We start from the raw sequence: 18333 nt of genomic DNA, 5'->3' as shown, positions 1-18333 counted from the left end.
CGACGACTTATCGCGAATTGCGGGCTTTGGGTGCGAGTAAAGAAGTCGCCCAGAAAGTGGCATGTAACACCCGTCGTTGGTGGGACAACAGTCGATGGGCCTTGAATTGGGTGCTTAATCTCGCGTGGTTTGATCGCTTGGGACTTCCACGTCTCTCCTGACCTCAATCCCTCGAACCGCCCGGTGCGGACCCGCATGCCGGGTGGTGTGGCAGGGGTACGGTCTATGAAGGCCGTCCCCTATGCCGATTGCCTTGAGAAACCTAAAGGCAGATGCAAAACCTGTGGGAGCGAGCTTGCTCGCGATGGCGGCTTATCAGTCAGTATCAATGCTGGCTGACACGCCTTCATCGCGAGCAAGCTCGCTCCCACTGGTTTTATGCTCGACACTGGATTTGCGGTGCTCTCAACATGAAACGTTTGTCATGAAACTTGACACCCTGCGACTGAATGTCGCGGATTGCGCGGGCTGCAGGACTGTTTCCGTTTTTGCAAAAAACCCTTACCAAACTCAGTCGTTTACTTAGCAAGCTACCAAACCCTATAACAAAGTCCTGCACATGCCTTGCTGCAGATAACAGAGATTGGAGCTAGCAGATGACCGTAAAAGTAACTGAACGCGACGATTCACATAAATCCCACGAGGGTGTAGCCGCTGGTATCCGGATCTGGGATGTGCATCAACAAGACCTGCTGGTCGGGATGTTCCATTCCGAGACCGATGCGCAAAACTACAAGGCCGAACTGGAAACCCTGGAGCAGCAACGCGAATTGCGCTCCGCATAGGCAAACACAGCATTGAAAGCGACAAACCCCGCCATGAGCGGGGTTTGTCGTATTGCAGCCTTCAGCGTGTTACCACATCAGATCATCAGGGATCTTATAGGCGGCGTACGGATCATCCTCGGCAGCGACCTCTTCGGTCTGCACATTCAATTGCACGATGCGCTGTGGGTCGCGTTCCTGAATCTTCAGTGCCGCCTCGCGCGGAATCACTTCGTAGCCGCCAGCGTGATGCACGATGGCCAGCGAACCGCTGCTGAGCTTGTTGCGCATCAGGGTGTTGACGCAGATGCGCTTGACCTTCTTGTCGTCGACGAAGTTGTAGTAATCCTCGGTCGTCAATTTCGGCAGGCGCGAGACTTCGATCAATTGCTTGACCTGCGCGGCACGGGCCTTGGCCTCGGCCTTCTCCTGCTGCTGGCGGTTGAGTTCCTGGTCGCGCTTGACCTTCTCGGCCATGGCTTCCTGCGCCGCGCGCTGCTGGGAGTCATCCAGCTCGATCTGGCCTTTGTGGGCCAGGCGTTGTTGTTTCTGCTTGTCTTTGCTGACCTGCTTGGCCTGCTTCTGGTTGACCAGCCCTGCTTTGAGCAACTGGTCGCGAAGGGAAATGCTCATGGTGCTTATTACTCACTTAGGCCACTGCTCAACCGCAGCTGGGCAAATTCTTTTCCTGACGTTTGGCTTCGCCCCACAAGGCGTCCAACTCTTCGAGGGTGCAATCTTCCATGGGACGGCGGGTGTCGCGCAATGCCTGTTCGATAAAACGAAAGCGTCGTTCAAACTTGCCGTTGGCGCCACGCAGTGCGGTTTCCGGATCGACCTTGAGATGCCGCGCCAGATTGACCACGGAAAACAGCAGGTCACCGATCTCGTCGGCCACGGCTTCGGGATCGTTTTCCGACATCGCTTCGAGGACTTCATCGAGCTCCTCACGCACTTTATCGAGCACCGGCAAGGCGTCTGGCCAATCGAACCCGACCTGCCCCGCGCGCTTCTGCAATTTTGCCGAACGGGACAACGCTGGCAAAGCGGCGGGCACATCATCGAGCAACGACAGCTGTTCGGGCGCTGAAGATTTCTCCGCGCGCTCCTCGGCCTTGATCTCTTCCCAACGCTGCTTGACCTGCTCCTCACTCAAACGCGGGACATCCAGCGGCGCATACAGGTCACCGGTGGGGAACACGTGGGGATGACGGCGGATCAGCTTGCGGGTGATGCTGTCGACCACGCCTTCAAACTCGAAGCGCCCTTCTTCCCGGGCCAACTGGCTGTAATAAACCACCTGGAACAGCAGATCGCCTAGCTCGCCCTGCACGTGATCGAAGTCGCCGCGCTCGATGGCATCGGCCACTTCATAGGCTTCTTCGATGGTGTGCGGGACGATGGTGGCCCAGGTTTGCTTGATGTCCCACGGGCAGCCGTACTGCGGGTCGCGCAGGCGGTTCATCAGGTGCAGCAGGTCTTGAAGTGAATACATTTACTAAACTCTGCGAGAACCTGTGGGAGCGAGCTTGCTCGCGATAGCGGCTTGTCAGACAACACATGTGCTGAATGTTAAGCCGTCATCGCGAGCAAGCTCGCTCCCACAGTGGATCGGCGCTAAACATGCCATCAAGGCGTACGGTTACGCCGGGTTTCGATGATGTTCGGCAGCTGGGAAATCCGCCCCAGCAACCGCCCCAATGCGTCCAGCCCCGGAATCTCGATGGTCAGGGACATCAGCGCGGTGTTGTCCTCCTTGTTCGAACGGGTGTTGACCGCCAGCACGTTGATCCGCTCATTGAGCAGCACCTGCGAGACGTCACGCAGCAGACCGGAACGGTCGTAGGCGCGGATGACGATGTCCACCGGATAAGTGAGCACCGGCACCGGCCCCCAGCTGACCTGGATGATTCGCTCGGGCTCGCGCCCGGCCAGCTGCAGCACCGAGGCGCAGTCCTGGCGGTGAATGCTCACGCCGCGACCCACGGTGATGTAACCGACGATGGCATCGCCCGGCAACGGCTGGCAGCAGCCGGCCATCTGGGTCATCAGGTTGCCGACCCCCTGGATCTGGATATCGCCGCGCTTGCCCGGTTTGTAGCCGGTGGCCTTGCGTGGGATCAGCTCCAGCTGTTCGTTTCCGCGCTCCGGCTCGACCAGTTGCTGCGCCAGGTTGACCAGTTGCGCCAGGCGCAAATCCCCGGCGCCGAGGGCGGCGAACAGGTCTTCGGCGGTTTTCATGTTGGCCTTGTCGGCCAGCTTGTCGAAATCCACCGCGGGCAGACCGAGGCGATTGAGCTCGCGCTCCAGCAGCGTTTTACCGGCCGCGACGTTCTGGTCACGGGCCTGCAACTTGAACCAGTGAACGATCTTCGCCCGCGCCCGCGATGTGGTGACGTAACCCAGGTTCGGGTTCAGCCAGTCGCGGCTCGGGGTGCCGTGCTTGCTGGTGATGATCTCGACCTGTTCACCGGTTTGCAGGCTGTAATTGAGCGGCACGATGCGCCCGTTGATCTTGGCGCCGCGGCAGTTGTGACCGATTTCGGTGTGTACGCGGTAGGCGAAGTCCAGCGGTGTCGCACCCTTCGGCAAGTCGATGGCGTGACCGTCCGGGGTAAAGATGTAGACCCGGTCGGGCTCGATATCGACCCGCAGCTGTTCCGCCAGGCCACCGATGTCGCCCAGCTCTTCGTGCCATTCGAGCACCTGACGCAGCCAGGATATTTTCTCTTCGTAGTGATTGGAGCCGGACTTGACGTCGGTGCCCTTGTAGCGCCAGTGCGCGCACACACCGAGTTCGGCTTCTTCGTGCATCGCATGGGTGCGGATCTGCACTTCCAGCACCTTGCCCTCGGGCCCGATCACCGCCGTGTGCAGCGAGCGATAGCCGTTTTCCTTGGGGTTGGCGATGTAGTCGTCGAACTCTTTCGGAATGTGCCGCCACAGGGTATGGACGATGCCGAGCGCGGTGTAGCAGTCGCGCATTTCCGGTACCAGTACGCGAACGGCTCGAACGTCGTAGATCTGGCTGAACTCCAGGCCCTTGCGCTGCATTTTGCGCCAGATCGAATAGATGTGTTTGGCCCGGCCGCTGATGTCGGCATCGACGCCGGTGGCCTGCAATTCGTTTTTCAGCTGGCTCATCACGTCGCTGATGAAGCGCTCGCGATCCAGGCGCCGCTCGTGGAGCAACTTGGCGATCTGCTTGTACTGGTCCGGCTCCAGGTAACGGAAGGACAAATCCTCCAGTTCCCACTTGATGTGACCGATACCCAGGCGATGGGCCAGTGGCGCGTAGATATCGAAGACTTCACGGGCGACGCGGTTGCGTTTTTCGTCGTCGGCGGTCTTCACCGCACGGATGGCGCAAGTACGCTCGGCCAGCTTGATCAGGGCGACGCGAACGTCGTCGACCATGGCCACCAGCATCTTGCGCAGGTTTTCCACCTGGCCCTGGGTGCCCATCACCAAGGATTTGCGCGGACTCAGGCTGTCGCTGATCGCCGCCATGCGTTGCACGCCGTCGATGAGTTTGGCCACCACCGGGCCGAAACGCTGGCTGACTGCCGGCAACGGGATCTGGCCTTCGCGCACGCCCCGGTACAGGACCGCGGCGACCAGTGAGTCCTGATCGAGTTTGAGATCGGCGAGAATCTCGGCGATCTCAAGGCCGGTACGAAACGTGGAGTTCCCTTCCGACCACAGATTCTGTGCCGCATTGGCTTGTTGTTCGGCCTCGCGAGCGTACTCGCAGGCCTCTTTCAAGGCTTCGCGATCCAGTGCCAGATCGACACTCACCGCGTGATCGAGCCAAGCCTCGAGATTGATACTGCCGTCGGTGTTGATCGGCTGGTGTGCTCTCACCTGTACCATCTTGCTTACCTTCCCTACGACGCAGATTCAATGCGTCAATTCGCTGACCTTCGTTACCCATGCGCCCACGTCGGGCTGGTGCGCGGCTGCACGGGCGGGCCAGTCGGACCAGACGAGCATCCTAGCTCGCTTCAAATAACGCCATGGCCTCGACATGTGCCGTTTGAGGAAACATATCGAGAATCCCGGCACGTTTTAACCGGTAGCCCTGCTTGATCAATTCGACCGTGTCACGCGCCAGAGTGGCCGGGTTGCACGACACGTACACCAACCGTTCGGCGCCCAGGGTCTTGAGCTTGTGAACAACCTCGAAAGCACCGTCACGCGGTGGGTCCAAGAGTACCGCACAAAAGCCTTCGGCGGCCCATTCGGCGTCCGTCAAAGGCTGGGATAAATCGGCGTGAAAAAACTTCGCGTTATGCAGATTATTGCTAGCCGCATTCGCCGCTGCCCGATCGACCATCACCCGCACACCTTCGACCGCCACCACTTCGCGAGCGGCCTTGGCCAGTGGCAAGGCAAAGTTGCCCAGGCCACAGAACAGATCGAGTACGCGCTCATCAGCGGTCGGCTTCAACCAGTCCAGCGCCTGGGCGACCATCGCTTCGTTGACTGCGGCGTTGACCTGGATGAAATCCCCGGGACGGTATGCCAGCTCCAGCCCCCACTGTTCAAGACGATAGCCCAAGGACTGATCGGCCTGGACCGGCTGCGGTTCACCGTCGCCATGCAGCCACAACTGTGCATCGTGGAACGCGCAGAAATCCTTGAGGATCGTCAGGTCGGCGTCGGACAACGGCGCCATGTGCCGCAGCAAAACCGCCAAGGTCGAGCCGCTGAACAACTCCACATGCCCGAGTGCCTGAGGTTTGCTCAAGCGCCGCAGCATCTCCGGCAAGCGGGTCATGATGGGCTGCAAGGGTTGTACCAGCACCGGGCAATCATCGATGCCAACGATGTCCTGGCTGCCGGCGGCGCGGAACCCGACTTCGAGTTTCTTCGCCTTGATGTCCCAGCGCACCGCCACACGGGCGCGACGACGGTAGCCGAATTCCGGACCGGTCAATGGTTCGGCCCACTCCTCGGGCGCGACACCGGCGACCTTGGACAATTGCTCGGCGAGCATGCGCTGTTTCAGGGCGAGTTGTTCGTTGTGGGGCAGATGCTGCACGCTGCAGCCGCCGCAACGGCCGGCATGGGCGCACGGCGCCGGACGGCGCAATTCGCTGGCGTTGAACACCCGCTCGGTCCGCGCCTCGACCACTTTGCCGTGGGCACCGAGTACGCGAGCCTCGACTTCTTCGCCGGCCAACGCACCGATGACGAACCAGGTACGACCTTCGAAAAACGCGATGCCGCGACCGTCATTGGCCAGGCGCTCGATGGTCAGGCGCTGCTTTTTGCCGGTCGGGATTTGCGGGGCCTTGCTGCCGCCGGTGGGCTGGAAGCGCAGGCCTCTTTCATGTTTGGCCATCAGTTGGGCGCGTCGAAAATGCCGGTCGACAAGTAACGGTCGCCGCGGTCGCAGATGATCGCGACGATCACTGCGTTTTCAACTTCTCTGGACAGGCGCAGCATTGCCGCCACGGCGCCGCCCGAGGACACGCCACAGAAAATGCCTTCTTCGCGGGCCAGGCGACGGGTCACGTCTTCGGCTTCGCTTTGGGCCATGTCGACGATCCGGTCAACGCGGTCAGCCTGGTAGATCTTCGGCAGGTATTCCTGAGGCCAGCGGCGGATACCCGGGATCGCCGAACCTTCCATCGGTTGCAGGCCGATGATCTGCACGTTGTCGTTCTGCTCTTTCAAGTAGCGCGACACGCCCATGATGGTGCCGGTGGTGCCCATGGAACTGACGAAATGGGTGATGGTGCCCTGGGTCTGGCGCCAGATTTCCGGGCCAGTGGTGGTGTAGTGCGCCTCGGGATTGTCACCGTTGGCGAACTGATCCAGTACCTTGCCGCGACCCTCGGCTTCCATCTTCTGCGCGAGGTCACGGGCGCCTTCCATGCCCTGTTCCTGGCTGACCAGAATCAGCTCGGCGCCATAAGCCGTCATGGCTGCCTTGCGCTCGGCGCTGGAGTTGTCCGGCATGATCAGGATCATCCTGTAACCCTTGATCGCGGCGGCCATGGCCAGGGCGATCCCGGTGTTGCCCGACGTCGCTTCGATCAGCGTATCGCCAGGATGGATCTGCCCGCGCAGTTCGGCGCGGGTGATCATCGACAGCGCCGGACGGTCCTTGACCGATCCCGCCGGGTTGTTCCCTTCGAGCTTGAGCAAAAGGGTATTGCTGGTGGCGCCGGGCAGGCGCTGCAAACGAACCAGCGGAGTGTTGCCGACGCAATCGGCGATGGTTGGGTACTGCAAGGTCATGGCGTATTCGCAATCCAGACTGCGGGGGCGTCTATCATACCGGCAAACGTTCGCAGGCCATATCACGCAAAGTGTGGTGCTTATGGTTTATGGGAATAAGCAGATATTTTGCGGTGAACATCAGGACCTCATCGCGGGCAAGCCCGCTCCCACAGGGTACCGGGGTGATCACACGTTTCGCGGTTCAAACACGGTCAATGTAGGAGCGAGCCTGCTCGCGATGGCGTCGTCACGGACACCGCCATCATCCGCCAACAACCGCATATTCAAGCGCAACCCGCTCCCGGTGTTCTGCGCCCACAGCTGTCCGCCCTGACGCTGCACCGCGTTCCGGGCAATGCTCAAGCCCAGTCCGAATCCACCATCCCCTGGCCGCGAACCGTCGAGTCGGGTGAACGGCAGGAAGATCCGCTCCAGATCAGCTTGCGCCACACCATCGCCCTGATCCTCCAGCCACAGGTGCCAGAAATCGCCATCACGCTGGCCACCCAGCTGGACAATGCCTCCCGCTGGCGAATGACGAATCGCATTGCGCAGAATATTTTCCAATGCCTGGGCCAGGGTGTTGAGATGACCGCGAACCCAACAGGATGCATCCACCGTGCATTGCAACTGCGTATCGGGCCAGCCACTTTCATAGCTGGCGTTCTCCGTGAGCATTTCCCACAGGGCCTGGATCTGAATGGCTTCGTCGGGCAATCGGGTGCGCTCGGTATCGAGCCAGGCCAGTTGCAGCGTGTCATCCACCAGACGCTGCATGCCATCGACCTCACGGCCGATGCGTTCGCGCAATGGCTCCAGCCCCTGCTCGCTTTCACTGGCCACCCGCAGGCGGCTCAAAGGCGTACGCAATTCGTGGGACAAGTCGCGCAGCAGTTGCTGCTGCAAGGCCACGGTGCTTTGCAGGAGTTCGGACATATGGTCGAACGCCCGCCCCAGCTCACCCAATTCATCGGAACGATTGGTGGTGCGGCTCGATAGGCGCACATTCAGTTGGTCGGCACGCCAGGCGTTGGCCTGCTCACGCAAGTGGTTGAGCGGCACCACCAGCAAACGGTAGAGCCCGACGCACAGCAGCAAGGTGAACAACCCCGGAATCACGCCGTTGGTGATCACCCGCCAGAACAACCGGTATTGCCCAGGCAGAAAGCGTTCAGGCAGCTCGATCACCAGGCTGCCGGCGGACGGGTCGCCGGGAAACGGTATGCGCATCCACGGCCGGCCTTTCTTGTGGATGGGCCAATCGAGGCCGCGCAAAAAAGTCAGGTGCTCGATTTCCCGGTCCGTCAGCGCTTGACTGCTCAACGACTGCAAATCACCGCCGATCACACCCACCCAACTGGCTTCATGCAACTGGATGTCCTGCAACCATTCATCGACGCCGGCGCTCTTGCGCTGTCGCCATGCTTGCTCGGCCTGCGCGGCATAGTGCGTCAGGGTGCCCCGGGCTTCATCCGAGAGGAACTGATTGCGTTCCTCCATGTAGCGTCCCCAGGACCAACTGAGCCAGATCATCAGCAAGCAGAACGCCACCAGCAGACAAGCCAGTTTCCAGAACAACGAATGCCTGCCCGGCAAGTTACATTTCATCGGCGGCGCTCAGGATGTAACCCTTGCCCCATACCGTACGCACTTCGCGCTCGGTGTAGCCAATGGCCTTGAGCTTGCGGCGGATCTGGCTGATGTGCATGTCCAGGCTGCGGTCATGGGCCGCGTAACCACGCTGCAGCACCTGCTGATAGAGGAAGGCTTTGCTCAGTACTTCGTCGGCGCTACGGTGCAGCGTCTCCAGCAGCCGATACTCGCTGCGGGTCAGGCCACCGGCCTGTTCGCCGTAAAAGACGTCGAAGCTTTCATCGTCGAAACGCAGGCTGTCCATCGACAGGGCCGGCACGGCGGGCGCGGGGCGGCGGTCGAGTGCCACCCGCCGCAGAATGGCTTCGATGCGCACCCGCAACTCCACCATGCTGAAGGGCTTTGGCAGGTAATCATCGGCCCCCAGGCGAAAGCCGCTGATGCGATCGGCCTCGGCACCGAGGGCCGACATCAGCAACACCGGGGTGGAATGGCTCTGGCGCAATTGAGTCAGTACCGCCAGGCCGTCCATGCCCGGCAGCAGGATATCCATCAACACCACGTCGAAAGGTTGCCGGCGGGCAATGTCCAGGCCTTCCTGGCCGTTCTGGCACCAGGTCACCTGGAAGCCGCTGCGGTCCAGGTGCTCGTGAACATAGGCGCCGAGCACAAGGTCGTCTTCGATGGACAGGATTCGGGGGAGACCAGCAGTGATGGGAGTCATGACTATCTGCAAACAATTCTCAGTTGAGCGATTATTCAAGATTGCCTCGCCAGGGGCAACCCACGGTTTGTCCGTATCGCCAAAGAGTCGCCCGGGCCGACGAATGACTGCACCATTTTTACGAAGATTGCCCGCGAGCAAATCGCTACACTGCGCAAGTGGTGCATGGCGGATGCATGTACGGGCCGATAAATAGCGGGATGCAGGAGAGATGCGTGCTCAAGAAACTGGGAATCAAAGGCCGCGTGCTGTTGCTGACCCTGTTGCCGACCAGCCTGATGGCATTGGTGCTGGGGGGTTATTTTACCTGGATGCAACAGGCTGACCTGCAAACCCAACTCATGCAGCGTGGCGAAATGATCGCCGAGCAGTTGGCTCCACTGACGGCGCCAGCCATGGGCCATCAGGACAACGAACTGCTCGAACGCATCGCCACCCAGGCCCTGGAACAAACCGACGTACGGGCCGTGACCTTCCTGGCTCCCGACCGCACGTTGCTGGCCCACGCCGGCCCGTCCATGCTCAATCAGACACCCTCTGGCAGTGGCACGCAAATGCTGCGCAGCAGCGGCAGCGATGCGACCCGCTATCTGCTGCCGGTATTCGGTAAACACCGTAACCTGGCCGGGGACGTGATTCCTGAAGAAGCCGACCGCCTGCTGGGCTGGGTCGAGCTCGAACTGTCCCATAACGGCATGCTGTTGCGCGGTTACCGCAGCCTGTTCGCCAGCCTGATGTTGATCGCTACGGGACTGATCGGTGCGGCACTGCTGGCCCTGCGCATGGGTCACACGATCAATCGGCCGTTGAGCCAGATCAAGCAGGCCGTGGCCCAACTCAAGGACGGCCACCTGGAGACCCGCTTGCCGCCCCTCGGTAGCCAGGAACTGGATGAACTGGCTTCCGGCATCAACCGCATGGCCGGCACCCTGCAAAATGCCCAGGAAGAATTGCAGCACAGCATCGACCAGGCCACCGAAGACGTGCGCCAGAACCTGGAAACCATCGAGATCCAGAACATCGAGCTGGATCTGGCGCGCAAGGAGGCCCTGGAAGCGAGCCGGATCAAGTCCGAATTCCTGGCCAACATGAGCCATGAAATCCGCACGCCGCTCAATGGCATTCTCGGCTTCACCCACCTGTTGCAAAAAAGCGAGCTCACCCCACGCCAGCTCGACTACCTGGGCACTATCGAAAAATCCGCCGATAGCCTGCTGGGGATCATCAACGAGATTCTCGACTTCTCGAAAATCGAAGCTGGCAAGCTGGTGCTCGACCATATTCCGTTCAACCTGCGCGACCTGCTCCAGGACACCCTGACCATCCTCGCCCCGGCCGCCCACGCCAAGCAGCTGGAACTGGTGAGCCTGGTGTATCGGGACACGCCGCTGTCACTGGTGGGCGACCCGCTGCGGCTCAAGCAGATCCTGACGAACCTGGTGAGCAATGCGATCAAGTTCACCCGCGAAGGCACCGTCGTCGCCCGCGCCATGCTCGAAGAAGAACACGAAGACACCGTGCAGCTGCGCATCAGCATTCAGGACACCGGCATCGGCCTGTCGAACCAGGACGTACGCGCCCTGTTCCAGGCCTTCAGTCAGGCCGACAACTCGCTGTCGCGGCAACCCGGCGGCACTGGCCTGGGTCTGGTGATTTCCAAACGCCTGATCGAACAGATGGGCGGTGAGATCGGCGTCGACAGCACGCCGGGGGAAGGGTCGGAATTCTGGATCAGCCTGAGCCTGCCCAAAGCCCGCGACGATGCCGAAGACCTGCCCGCCGCGCCGCTTCTCGGGCGCCGGGTGGCGGTGCTGGAAAACCACGAACTGGCCCGGCAGGCGTTGCAGCATCAACTGGAAGACTGCGGCCTCAACACCACACCGTTCAACACCCTGGAAAGCCTGACCAATGGCGTCACCGCCGCCCACCAGACCGATCAGGCGATCGACCTTGCAGTGCTCGGCATCACCAGCAACGACATGCCGCCGGAACGCCTCAACCAGCACATCTGGGACCTCGAGCATCTTGGCTGCAAAGTGCTGGTGCTGTGCCCGACCACGGAACAGACGCTGTTCCATCTTTCCGTGCCCAACCCCCACAGCCAGCTCCAGGCGAAACCGGCCTGTACCCGCAAGTTGCGACGCTCCCTGTCTGATCTGGTCAACCCGCGCCCGATGCGCAGCGAGCCGGGCGAACCGCTGTCCAGCCGTGCACCGAAGGTGCTTTGCGTCGACGACAATCCGGCCAACCTGATGCTGGTGCAGACCCTGCTCGAAGACATGGGCGCCAATGTGCTCGCCGTGGAAAGCGGTTTTGCCGCCATCAAGGCGGTGCAGAACGAGACATTCGATCTGGTGTTGATGGACGTGCAGATGCCCGGCATGGACGGCCGCCAGAGCACCGAGGCGATCCGCCAATGGGAAAGCGAACGCCATTGCACGCCGCTGCCGATCGTGGCCCTCACCGCCCATGCCATGGCCAACGAAAAACGCGCGATGCTGCAAAGCGGCATGGACGACTACCTGACCAAACCGATCAGCGAACGGCAATTGGCGCAGGTGGTGCTGAAATGGAGCGGCCTGGCGCTGCGCAATCACCGCCCGGAGCGCTCCGGCGATGGGCATGCTGGCGCCCACGACCTGTTGGTACTCGACCACGACGAAGGATTGCGCCTGGCCGCCGGCAAGGCTGATCTGGCGGCGGACATGCTGGCGATGCTGCTGGCGTCCCTGGAGGCCGACCGCGAAGCCATCCGCCTCGCTCAGCAAAGCAACGACCACAACGCCCTGATCGAACGGGTCCATCGCCTGCATGGCGCGACGCGTTACTGCGGCGTACCGCAATTGCGTGCGGCCTGCCAACGCAGCGAAACCCTGCTCAAGCAACAGGACCCGAATGCCAGCGTGGCACTGGAGGAGCTCGAGCGGGCGATCAATCGCCTGGCGGCCCAGGCGCGCATGAATGCTTGATGCAGCGCAACTGCGTCAATCGAACATCAGCGTAAGCTCAGTTCCTACAGAAACGGGACAGGGAGGACATCATGCGTACGATTCTTTTCAGCAGCCAGAACTACGACCGCGACAGTTTTCTCGCTGCCGAACAACCGGCCGGCATCGAGCTGCAATTTCAGCCGGCGCGCCTGAGCCTCGACACAGTGGCGCTCGCCCAAGGGTATGAAGCGGTCTGTGCGTTCATCAATGATGACCTCGGCGCGGCGGTGCTCGAACGCCTGGCCGCCGGTGGTACACGCCTGATCGCCCTGCGCTCGGCCGGTTACAACCACGTCGACTTGCCGACGGCAAAGCGTCTGGGACTGGCCATCGTGCGCGTCCCGGCCTATTCGCCCCACGCGGTGGCCGAACATGCGGTGGCGCTGATCCTCGCACTCAACCGCCGCTTGCCTCGCGCCTATAACCGCACCCGCGAAGGGGATTTCAGACTGCAGGGGCTGACCGGTTTCGACCTGGTGGGCAAGACCGTCGGGGTGGTCGGCACCGGGCAGATCGGTGCCACCTTCGCCAAAATCATGAGCGGATTTGGCTGCCGGTTACTGGCCTGTGACCCCTACCCCAACCCGCAGGTCGAAGCCCTCGGCGCGCGCTACCTGAGCCTGCCGCAACTGCTGGCCGAGTCGCAGATCATCAGCCTGCACTGCCCGCTCAACGAGCAGAGCAGGCACTTGATCAATCGCCAATCCCTGGCGCACATGCAACCGGGTGCGATGCTGATCAATACCGGGCGTGGCGGCCTGGTGGACACGCCGGCGCTGATCGATGCATTGAAAGACGGTCGCCTGGGTTACCTGGGGCTGGATGTGTATGAGGAAGAGGCGCAGTTGTTCTTCGAGGACCGCTCCGACCTGCCGTTGCAAGATGATGTGCTGGCACGGTTGCTGACCTTCCCCAACGTGATCGTCACCGCGCACCAGGCCTTTCTGACCCGCGAAGCGCTGGACGCGATTGCCACCACCACATTGCGTAACATTGCAGCCTGGACGGCGGGCACCCCGGAAAACCAGGTGACGGGAGACTGAAACGGATCGAAGGTCATCTGCCTGCGCGATGCGGTGTGCAAGCCCGTGATAGCATATCGCGCATATTTGGAGGACCCATGGTCGAACACGATTTCCGCTACAGCCTGATGAACCCGCAACACACCCTCACCGAATGCCGCGCCCTGGTGCCGGGGCGCTATCAGGTCACCGGCAACGGTGGCTCGATTCGCAACAACGACGTGCTGGTCGTGACCCTCAAGGGTGCCAAGGACTTGTCCATGCGACTGACCGTCGAAACGGTTCGCCACCTGATCAACCCGCCCGGTCAATGGGTCGCGGTGGCCAGTGGCCCGGTATTCGGCGAACTGGCCATCCACACCTGGCAAGTGAACTGTGACAGCTGCGCCAAAGAGCTGAGCTTCGAGTTCGCCGTCGATGCCAAACTGGGCAACAAGGCCGAAAAGCCTGCCGCCACCGTGCGGATTGCCGAGCTGGGCTGGACCACCGTTGGCGAGAAACACCTGTGCCCAAAATGCCAGGAGCCTGCGTGATGAAACGCCTCGCTCTGAGCGCGATGGCCGGAGCCAGCCTGCTGGGCTGCGCCGCCGAGCCGGTGCAGTTGCAACAAAACCGCAGCTACATTCTGGAATGGATCGGTGAGCGGCCGTTGATGGACTACAGCCACCTGACCATCACCTTCGCTGAAGACGGCCGGGCCTATGGCAATGGCGGCTGTAACCACTGGTTCGCACCGTACACCCTCGATGGCGACAAACTGACCTTCGGCAAAATCGGCAGCACCCGCAAACTGTGTGCACCGGCGCTGATGGAACAGGAAAAACGCTTCCTTCAGGCCCTGGAAAACGTCCAGCGCTGGGACGTCTCCCCGATCGAGCAGATGCGCTTCTGGCCAGCCGAAGGCAAGCCACTGCGTTGGTGGCTTGAGGAGGGTTGATCCCCTGAAAGATCGCAGCCTGCGGCAGCTCCTGCATGGATTGTCGAACACCCTGTAGGAGCTGCCGCAGGCTGCGATCTTTTTGCTTTAATTTTTCGCCTGCAACGCCTCAAGCTTCGCCATCACCCCCGCCGCCGTCTGTTCGCCCATCAACTGCTCACGCACCTTGCCCTTGTTATCGATGATGTACGTCACCGGCAACGCCTCACTGCGCGGCAGCTCGAACAGCTCGGTCGGGTCCTGGGCCAGCACCGTGAACTTGATCCCCAGCTTCTCGCTCGCGCCCTTCAGCTCTTGCCCCTGGACGTTGTCGAAGTTGACCCCGAACACACCGATTTTCTTGTCCTTGAGCTGCTCGGCCAGGGTGTTCAACTCCGGGATCTCGGTACGGCAAGGCCCACACCATTCTGCCCAGTAGTTGAGTACCAGCCATTTGCCGTCCAGTCGGTCGGCGGCGATTTTATGACCGTCCTGGTCGATGCCATAGTCATTCCCGCAGCCCCCCAGCATCAACGTTCCGATGATCGCCAATGCCGCTGCCAGTCGCCTTGTCATGTCGTGTTCCTTGTCAAAAATTGAATGCGCTTGCGACCCATCGCCTCTCACGGTTCTGGATTGCGCGCCACACAGTTAGAATAGCCGCCACCTTACGCAAGATGCGACCCGCTCATGACCGATCTGACGCTTTATCACAACCCGCGCTGCTCGAAATCCCGCGGTGCGCTCGAATTGCTTGAAGCCCGTGGCCTGACGCCCACCGTGGTCCGTTACCTGGACACTCCGCTGGACGCCGCGCAAATCCAGAGCCTGCTGGGCAAACTCGGGATCGGCGCCCGGCAATTACTACGCACCGGCGAGGACGAGTACAAGACCCTCAACCTGGCTGACAACAGCCTGAGCGAAGCACAATTGATCGCCGCTATCGCCGCCCACCCGAAACTGATGGAGCGACCGATTCTCGAAGTCGGTGACAAAGCCATCATCGGCCGCCCACCGGAGCAGATCCTGGAATTGTTGCCATGAGTGCGCCGTACATCCTGGTTCTGTACTACAGCCGCAGCGGTTCGACCAACGAAATGGCCCGGCAGATTGCCCGCGGTGTCGAACAGGCCGGGCTTGAAGCGCGCCTGCGCACGGTGCCGGCGATCTCGACCGAATGCGAAGCCGTGTCTGCGCAGATTCCCGACGAAGGCGCGCTGTACGCCAGCCTCGACGACCTGAAGAACTGCGCAGGCCTGGCACTCGGCAGCCCGACCCGCTTCGGTAACATGGCCGCACCGCTCAAGTACTTCCTCGACAGCACCAGCAACCTGTGGCTGACCGGTGCGCTGGTGGGCAAGCCGGCGGGTGTATTCACCTCCACGGCGAGCCTGCACGGTGGCCAGGAAACCACTCTGCTGTCGATGATGCTGCCGTTGCTGCACCACGGCATGCTGATCACCGGCCTGCCCTACAGCGAGTCGGCACTGCTGGAAACCCAGGGCGGCGGCACGCCTTACGGCGCCAGCCACCACGCCGGTGCCGATGGCAAAAGCGGTCTGGACTCACATGAAGTGGCGCTGTGCCGGGCGCTGGGTATGCGCCTGGCGAAGACTGCACAGAAACTGGAGAGCTGAGGTGGCAAAAAAGCCAAAGATTCTGCCCGCCCTCGAATGGCTCGAGCCACGCGTCAAGGCGATGCGTGTCATCAGTCTGCTGTGCTTTTTCGGCCTGGTGGGATTGCTGTGCATCTACTACCTGTTGGTCGCCGACCTGCACGGCGCCCGGCCATGGGTGATTCTGTTGATCGAGCTGGTGCCGTTGCTGATTCTGGCGCCGGGGATGATCATCGGCAGCCCTCGCGGGCATTCGTGGATGTGCTTTGTGGTGAACCTGTATTTCATCAAGGGCGCATTGGCGGCCTATGACCCGAACCGGCAATTCTTCGGTTTGCTGGAGATGGGCGCGAGCCTGGTGGTGTTTTGCTCGGCGCTGTTGTATGTGCGCTGGCGGTATCAGTTGAACCGCAAGCTGGCGGGTGAAGGTGAGATCAGCGTCGCCTGATCTGACGCCTTCGCTGCGATGCGGCGACCCGACAAGCCAGCTCCCACAGGTTTTTGCGTCGATCACACATTTGTGTTTCAACAGAGATCCTGTGGGAGCGGCGGTGCGGCGATCCGACTTGCCCGCGATTGGGGCAACTCGGTCTCAATGATTGACGGTATAAGCCAGCATCATCGAAATCTGGCTCATCGCCCGTCCGCCACTTTCTTCATGCCACTGGTTGAACACGTCCTGCACCAACGCCAGGTCGCGCAGGCTGCTCGGCACCTTGTCGATGATGTCCTGCGCATTCAGCGCCGCCACCACGTCATAGCTCGGTACAAAAGTGTCCTTGCCGATCATGCGCAAGAAGCGCGGGGCGGACAGCCCACCCAACTGATGTCCGCGCTTTTTCAGAAAGGTCCAGAGCCCGACGATATCGGTCACCGGCCAATCGGCGATCAGCGCGCCGAAGCTGCCCTTTTCATGGGCCACGTCCAGTATGAACTGCGCATTGCGCGGCACACTCTTGAGCTTGCCCAGGTGGCGGATGATCCGCGTGTCCTGCATCAGCCGTTCCAGGTGCTCGGCGCTCATCAGCACGACTTTTTCCGGGTCGAACTTGAAGAACACTTCTTCGAAGGCCGGCCACTTGGCATCCACCAGGCTGTGCTTGAGTCCGGCACGGAATACCCGTAGTGCCATCATCGAAAGATAGCGATCGTCGCTGATCTTGCGCAGTTGCGCCGGGGTCTTTGGAACGGGCAGATGGGCTTCCAGTTCAGCCGCCGAACCGAAGCGGTTCAGGCAGTACTCGTTCAGCCACTTGTAGTCGCGCATGCCCTCTCCAATAATCTGAAATAAAACGAAAAAACCTGTGGGAGCGAGCTTGCTCCGGGCGGCGTTCCGACGATAGCGGTGTGTCAGGCGACATCTCTGTTGACTGATGCACCGCAATCGCGAGCAAGCTCGCTCCCACAGTAATCGGGGTCAGAGGTTGACGACGTTGACGAAGCGCGACGCCGCTGATTCGTCGATCTTCAGATTGGTGAAGTCAAACAGGTTGCGGTCCGCCAATTGCGACGGGATCACGTTCTGCAGGCTGCGGAAAATGCTCTCGGTACGGCCCGGGGTCTTGCGCTCCCAGTCCTGCAGCATTTCCTTGACCACCTGACGCTGCAGGTTCTCCTGGGAACCGCAGAGGTTGCACGGGATGATCGGGAATTGCTTGAGGTCCGAGTAAGCCTGGATGTCTTTTTCGTTGCAGTAGGCCAGCGGGCGGATCACCACGTTACGGCCATCGTCGGCGCGCAGTTTTGGCGGCATGGCCTTGAGCGAACCGTTGAAGAACATGTTCAGGAAGAACGTCTCGACGATGTCGTCGCGGTGGTGACCGAGGGCCATCTTGGTCGCGCCGATTTCGTCGGCGAAGGTGTAGAGCGTTCCGCGACGCAAACGCGAGCACAGCGAGCAGGTGGTCTTGCCTTCCGGGATCAGCTCCTTGACCACCGAGTAAGTGTCTTTCTCGACGATGTGGTACTCGACGCCCAGTTCCTTGAGGTAGGCCGGCAGCACGTGCTCCGGGAAGCCCGGCTGCTTCTGGTCCATGTTCACGGCCACGATCTCGAACTTGATCGGCGCGACCTTCTGCAAGTGCATCAGCACGTCGAGCATGGTGTAGCTGTCCTTGCCACCGGACAGGCAGACCATGACCTTGTCGCCGTCTTCAATCATGTTGAAATCGGCAACCGCCTCACCRGCCAGTCGGCGAAGGCGCTTTTGCAGTTTGTTCTGGTTGACCGTGAGAGTGCCCATGACGCGAAATCCGTGAGGTGTGACGAAAGGCGGGCATTTTACGCAAAAACACCTCAGGGGCGAAGTGCCTCGCCAAAAGGGCTGTTCGGCACAGACCCGTCGGCGATTAACAACCGGGTTTACAGCGCGATTTGCTCTAAAGCCCCTACTCCCTCTGGGGAAACTCCTCCCTATACTGCGACTTAAGGTCGTATACAAATTTCAGACCTGTGACTTGCTTGGCCGCATTGGCCCG

18 protein-coding genes and 1 pseudogene are annotated in these 18333 nt (G+C 61.0%); 9 read left to right on the top strand and 10 right to left on the bottom strand.

From position 1 onward, the window contains the following. Together AC1DU9_RS21375 and AC1DU9_RS21370 are read left to right on the top strand one after the other, a co-directional pair. Positions 1–161 (top strand): annotated as a pseudogene (locus tag AC1DU9_RS21375) (group II intron reverse transcriptase/maturase); the annotation flags it as partial. Between the two features lie 435 nt (positions 162–596). Then, positions 597–785 (top strand): hypothetical protein, encoded by a 189-nt coding sequence (locus tag AC1DU9_RS21370; protein ID WP_223456119.1) that lies wholly within the window; start codon positions 597–599, stop codon positions 783–785. A 69-nt stretch (positions 786–854) separates the two neighbouring features. On the opposite strand, the gene AC1DU9_RS21365 is transcribed toward AC1DU9_RS21370, so the two are convergent. The 7 genes from AC1DU9_RS21365 to AC1DU9_RS21335 form a co-directional block, all read right to left on the bottom strand. Next, positions 855–1397: a DUF2058 domain-containing protein gene (locus AC1DU9_RS21365; RefSeq protein ID WP_108215292.1), complete on the bottom strand. Its 543-nt coding sequence runs from the start codon at positions 1395–1397 to the stop codon at positions 855–857. Positions 1398–1425: 28 nt separating this feature from the next. Next, positions 1426–2259 carry a nucleoside triphosphate pyrophosphohydrolase gene (gene mazG, locus AC1DU9_RS21360; RefSeq protein ID WP_477810760.1) on the bottom strand — a complete coding sequence of 278 codons (834 nt, stop codon included), beginning with the start codon at positions 2257–2259 and terminating at the stop codon, positions 1426–1428. 134 nt (positions 2260–2393) lie between these two features. Continuing rightward, the gene (gene relA, locus AC1DU9_RS21355; protein ID WP_108215290.1) at positions 2394–4637 is read right to left on the bottom strand and encodes a GTP diphosphokinase; all 2244 of its coding nucleotides are present in this window, start codon (positions 4635–4637) and stop codon (positions 2394–2396) included. Positions 4638–4758: 121 nt separating this feature from the next. Further along, the gene (gene rlmD / locus AC1DU9_RS21350; RefSeq protein ID WP_477810759.1) at positions 4759–6111 is read right to left on the bottom strand and encodes a 23S rRNA (uracil(1939)-C(5))-methyltransferase RlmD; all 1353 of its coding nucleotides are present in this window, start codon (positions 6109–6111) and stop codon (positions 4759–4761) included. Further along, positions 6111–7013: a cysteine synthase CysM gene (gene cysM, locus AC1DU9_RS21345; RefSeq protein WP_108215288.1), complete on the bottom strand. Its 903-nt coding sequence runs from the start codon at positions 7011–7013 to the stop codon at positions 6111–6113. The genes rlmD and cysM overlap by 1 nt, the downstream gene beginning before the upstream one ends. A gap of 168 nt (positions 7014–7181) precedes the next feature. Continuing rightward, a complete protein-coding gene (locus tag AC1DU9_RS21340; RefSeq protein ID WP_477810758.1) occupies positions 7182–8603 on the bottom strand; it encodes a histidine kinase sensor domain-containing protein in 1422 nt (473 codons plus the stop codon). Continuing rightward, positions 8593–9312 carry a response regulator transcription factor gene (locus AC1DU9_RS21335; RefSeq protein ID WP_223459711.1) on the bottom strand — a complete coding sequence of 240 codons (720 nt, stop codon included), beginning with the start codon at positions 9310–9312 and terminating at the stop codon, positions 8593–8595. The genes AC1DU9_RS21340 and AC1DU9_RS21335 overlap by 11 nt, the downstream gene beginning before the upstream one ends. Before the next feature lie 215 nt (positions 9313–9527). Here AC1DU9_RS21335 and AC1DU9_RS21330 point away from each other — a divergent pair, with 215 nt between their 5' ends. The 4 genes from AC1DU9_RS21330 (at position 9528) to AC1DU9_RS21315 (ending at position 14261) form a co-directional block, all read left to right on the top strand. Further along, the gene (locus AC1DU9_RS21330; RefSeq protein ID WP_223459713.1) at positions 9528–12281 is read left to right on the top strand and encodes a response regulator; all 2754 of its coding nucleotides are present in this window, start codon (positions 9528–9530) and stop codon (positions 12279–12281) included. Positions 12282–12352: 71 nt separating this feature from the next. Continuing rightward, positions 12353–13345, top strand: a complete 993-nt coding sequence (locus AC1DU9_RS21325) for a 2-hydroxyacid dehydrogenase (protein ID WP_223459716.1) — start codon at positions 12353–12355, stop codon at positions 13343–13345. Between the two features lie 77 nt (positions 13346–13422). Beyond that, on the top strand, positions 13423–13857 hold the full coding sequence (locus tag AC1DU9_RS21320; protein WP_223459719.1) for a hypothetical protein: 435 nt from the start codon (positions 13423–13425) through the stop codon (positions 13855–13857). Then, positions 13857–14261: an META domain-containing protein gene (locus AC1DU9_RS21315; protein ID WP_223459722.1), complete on the top strand. Its 405-nt coding sequence runs from the start codon at positions 13857–13859 to the stop codon at positions 14259–14261. Before AC1DU9_RS21320 ends, AC1DU9_RS21315 begins: the two co-directional genes overlap by 1 nt. 87 nt (positions 14262–14348) lie before the next feature. On the opposite strand, the gene AC1DU9_RS21310 is transcribed toward AC1DU9_RS21315, so the two are convergent. Further along, positions 14349–14816 (bottom strand): TlpA disulfide reductase family protein, encoded by a 468-nt coding sequence (locus AC1DU9_RS21310; RefSeq protein WP_223459724.1) that lies wholly within the window; start codon positions 14814–14816, stop codon positions 14349–14351. Positions 14817–14930: 114 nt separating this feature from the next. Here AC1DU9_RS21310 and arsC point away from each other — a divergent pair, with 114 nt between their 5' ends. From arsC to AC1DU9_RS21295, 3 genes are read left to right on the top strand one after another with little or no spacing between them, the layout of a single operon-like run. Beyond that, the gene (gene arsC / locus AC1DU9_RS21305; protein ID WP_223459726.1) at positions 14931–15284 is read left to right on the top strand and encodes an arsenate reductase (glutaredoxin); all 354 of its coding nucleotides are present in this window, start codon (positions 14931–14933) and stop codon (positions 15282–15284) included. Continuing rightward, positions 15281–15877 carry an NAD(P)H:quinone oxidoreductase gene (gene wrbA / locus AC1DU9_RS21300; protein WP_223459728.1) on the top strand — a complete coding sequence of 199 codons (597 nt, stop codon included), beginning with the start codon at positions 15281–15283 and terminating at the stop codon, positions 15875–15877. The genes arsC and wrbA overlap by 4 nt, the downstream gene beginning before the upstream one ends. Before the next feature lies 1 nt (position 15878). Further along, on the top strand, positions 15879–16304 hold the full coding sequence (locus AC1DU9_RS21295; RefSeq protein ID WP_223459731.1) for a DUF2069 domain-containing protein: 426 nt from the start codon (positions 15879–15881) through the stop codon (positions 16302–16304). A gap of 144 nt (positions 16305–16448) precedes the next feature. Here AC1DU9_RS21295 and AC1DU9_RS21290 read toward each other — a convergent pair whose 3' ends face one another. Then, positions 16449–17123, bottom strand: a complete 675-nt coding sequence (locus tag AC1DU9_RS21290; RefSeq protein WP_223459733.1) for a DNA-3-methyladenine glycosylase I — start codon at positions 17121–17123, stop codon at positions 16449–16451. 150 nt (positions 17124–17273) lie between these two features. Further along, entirely contained in the window at positions 17274–18098 is an 825-nt protein-coding gene (ttcA, locus tag AC1DU9_RS21285; RefSeq protein WP_223459736.1) for a tRNA 2-thiocytidine(32) synthetase TtcA, read from the bottom strand. Positions 18099–18333 lie beyond the last annotated feature (235 nt).

The sequence above is a fragment of the Pseudomonas sp. P4_C1 genome (assembly GCF_056402155.1).
This window is presented reverse-complemented; position numbering and strand designations above follow the sequence as displayed.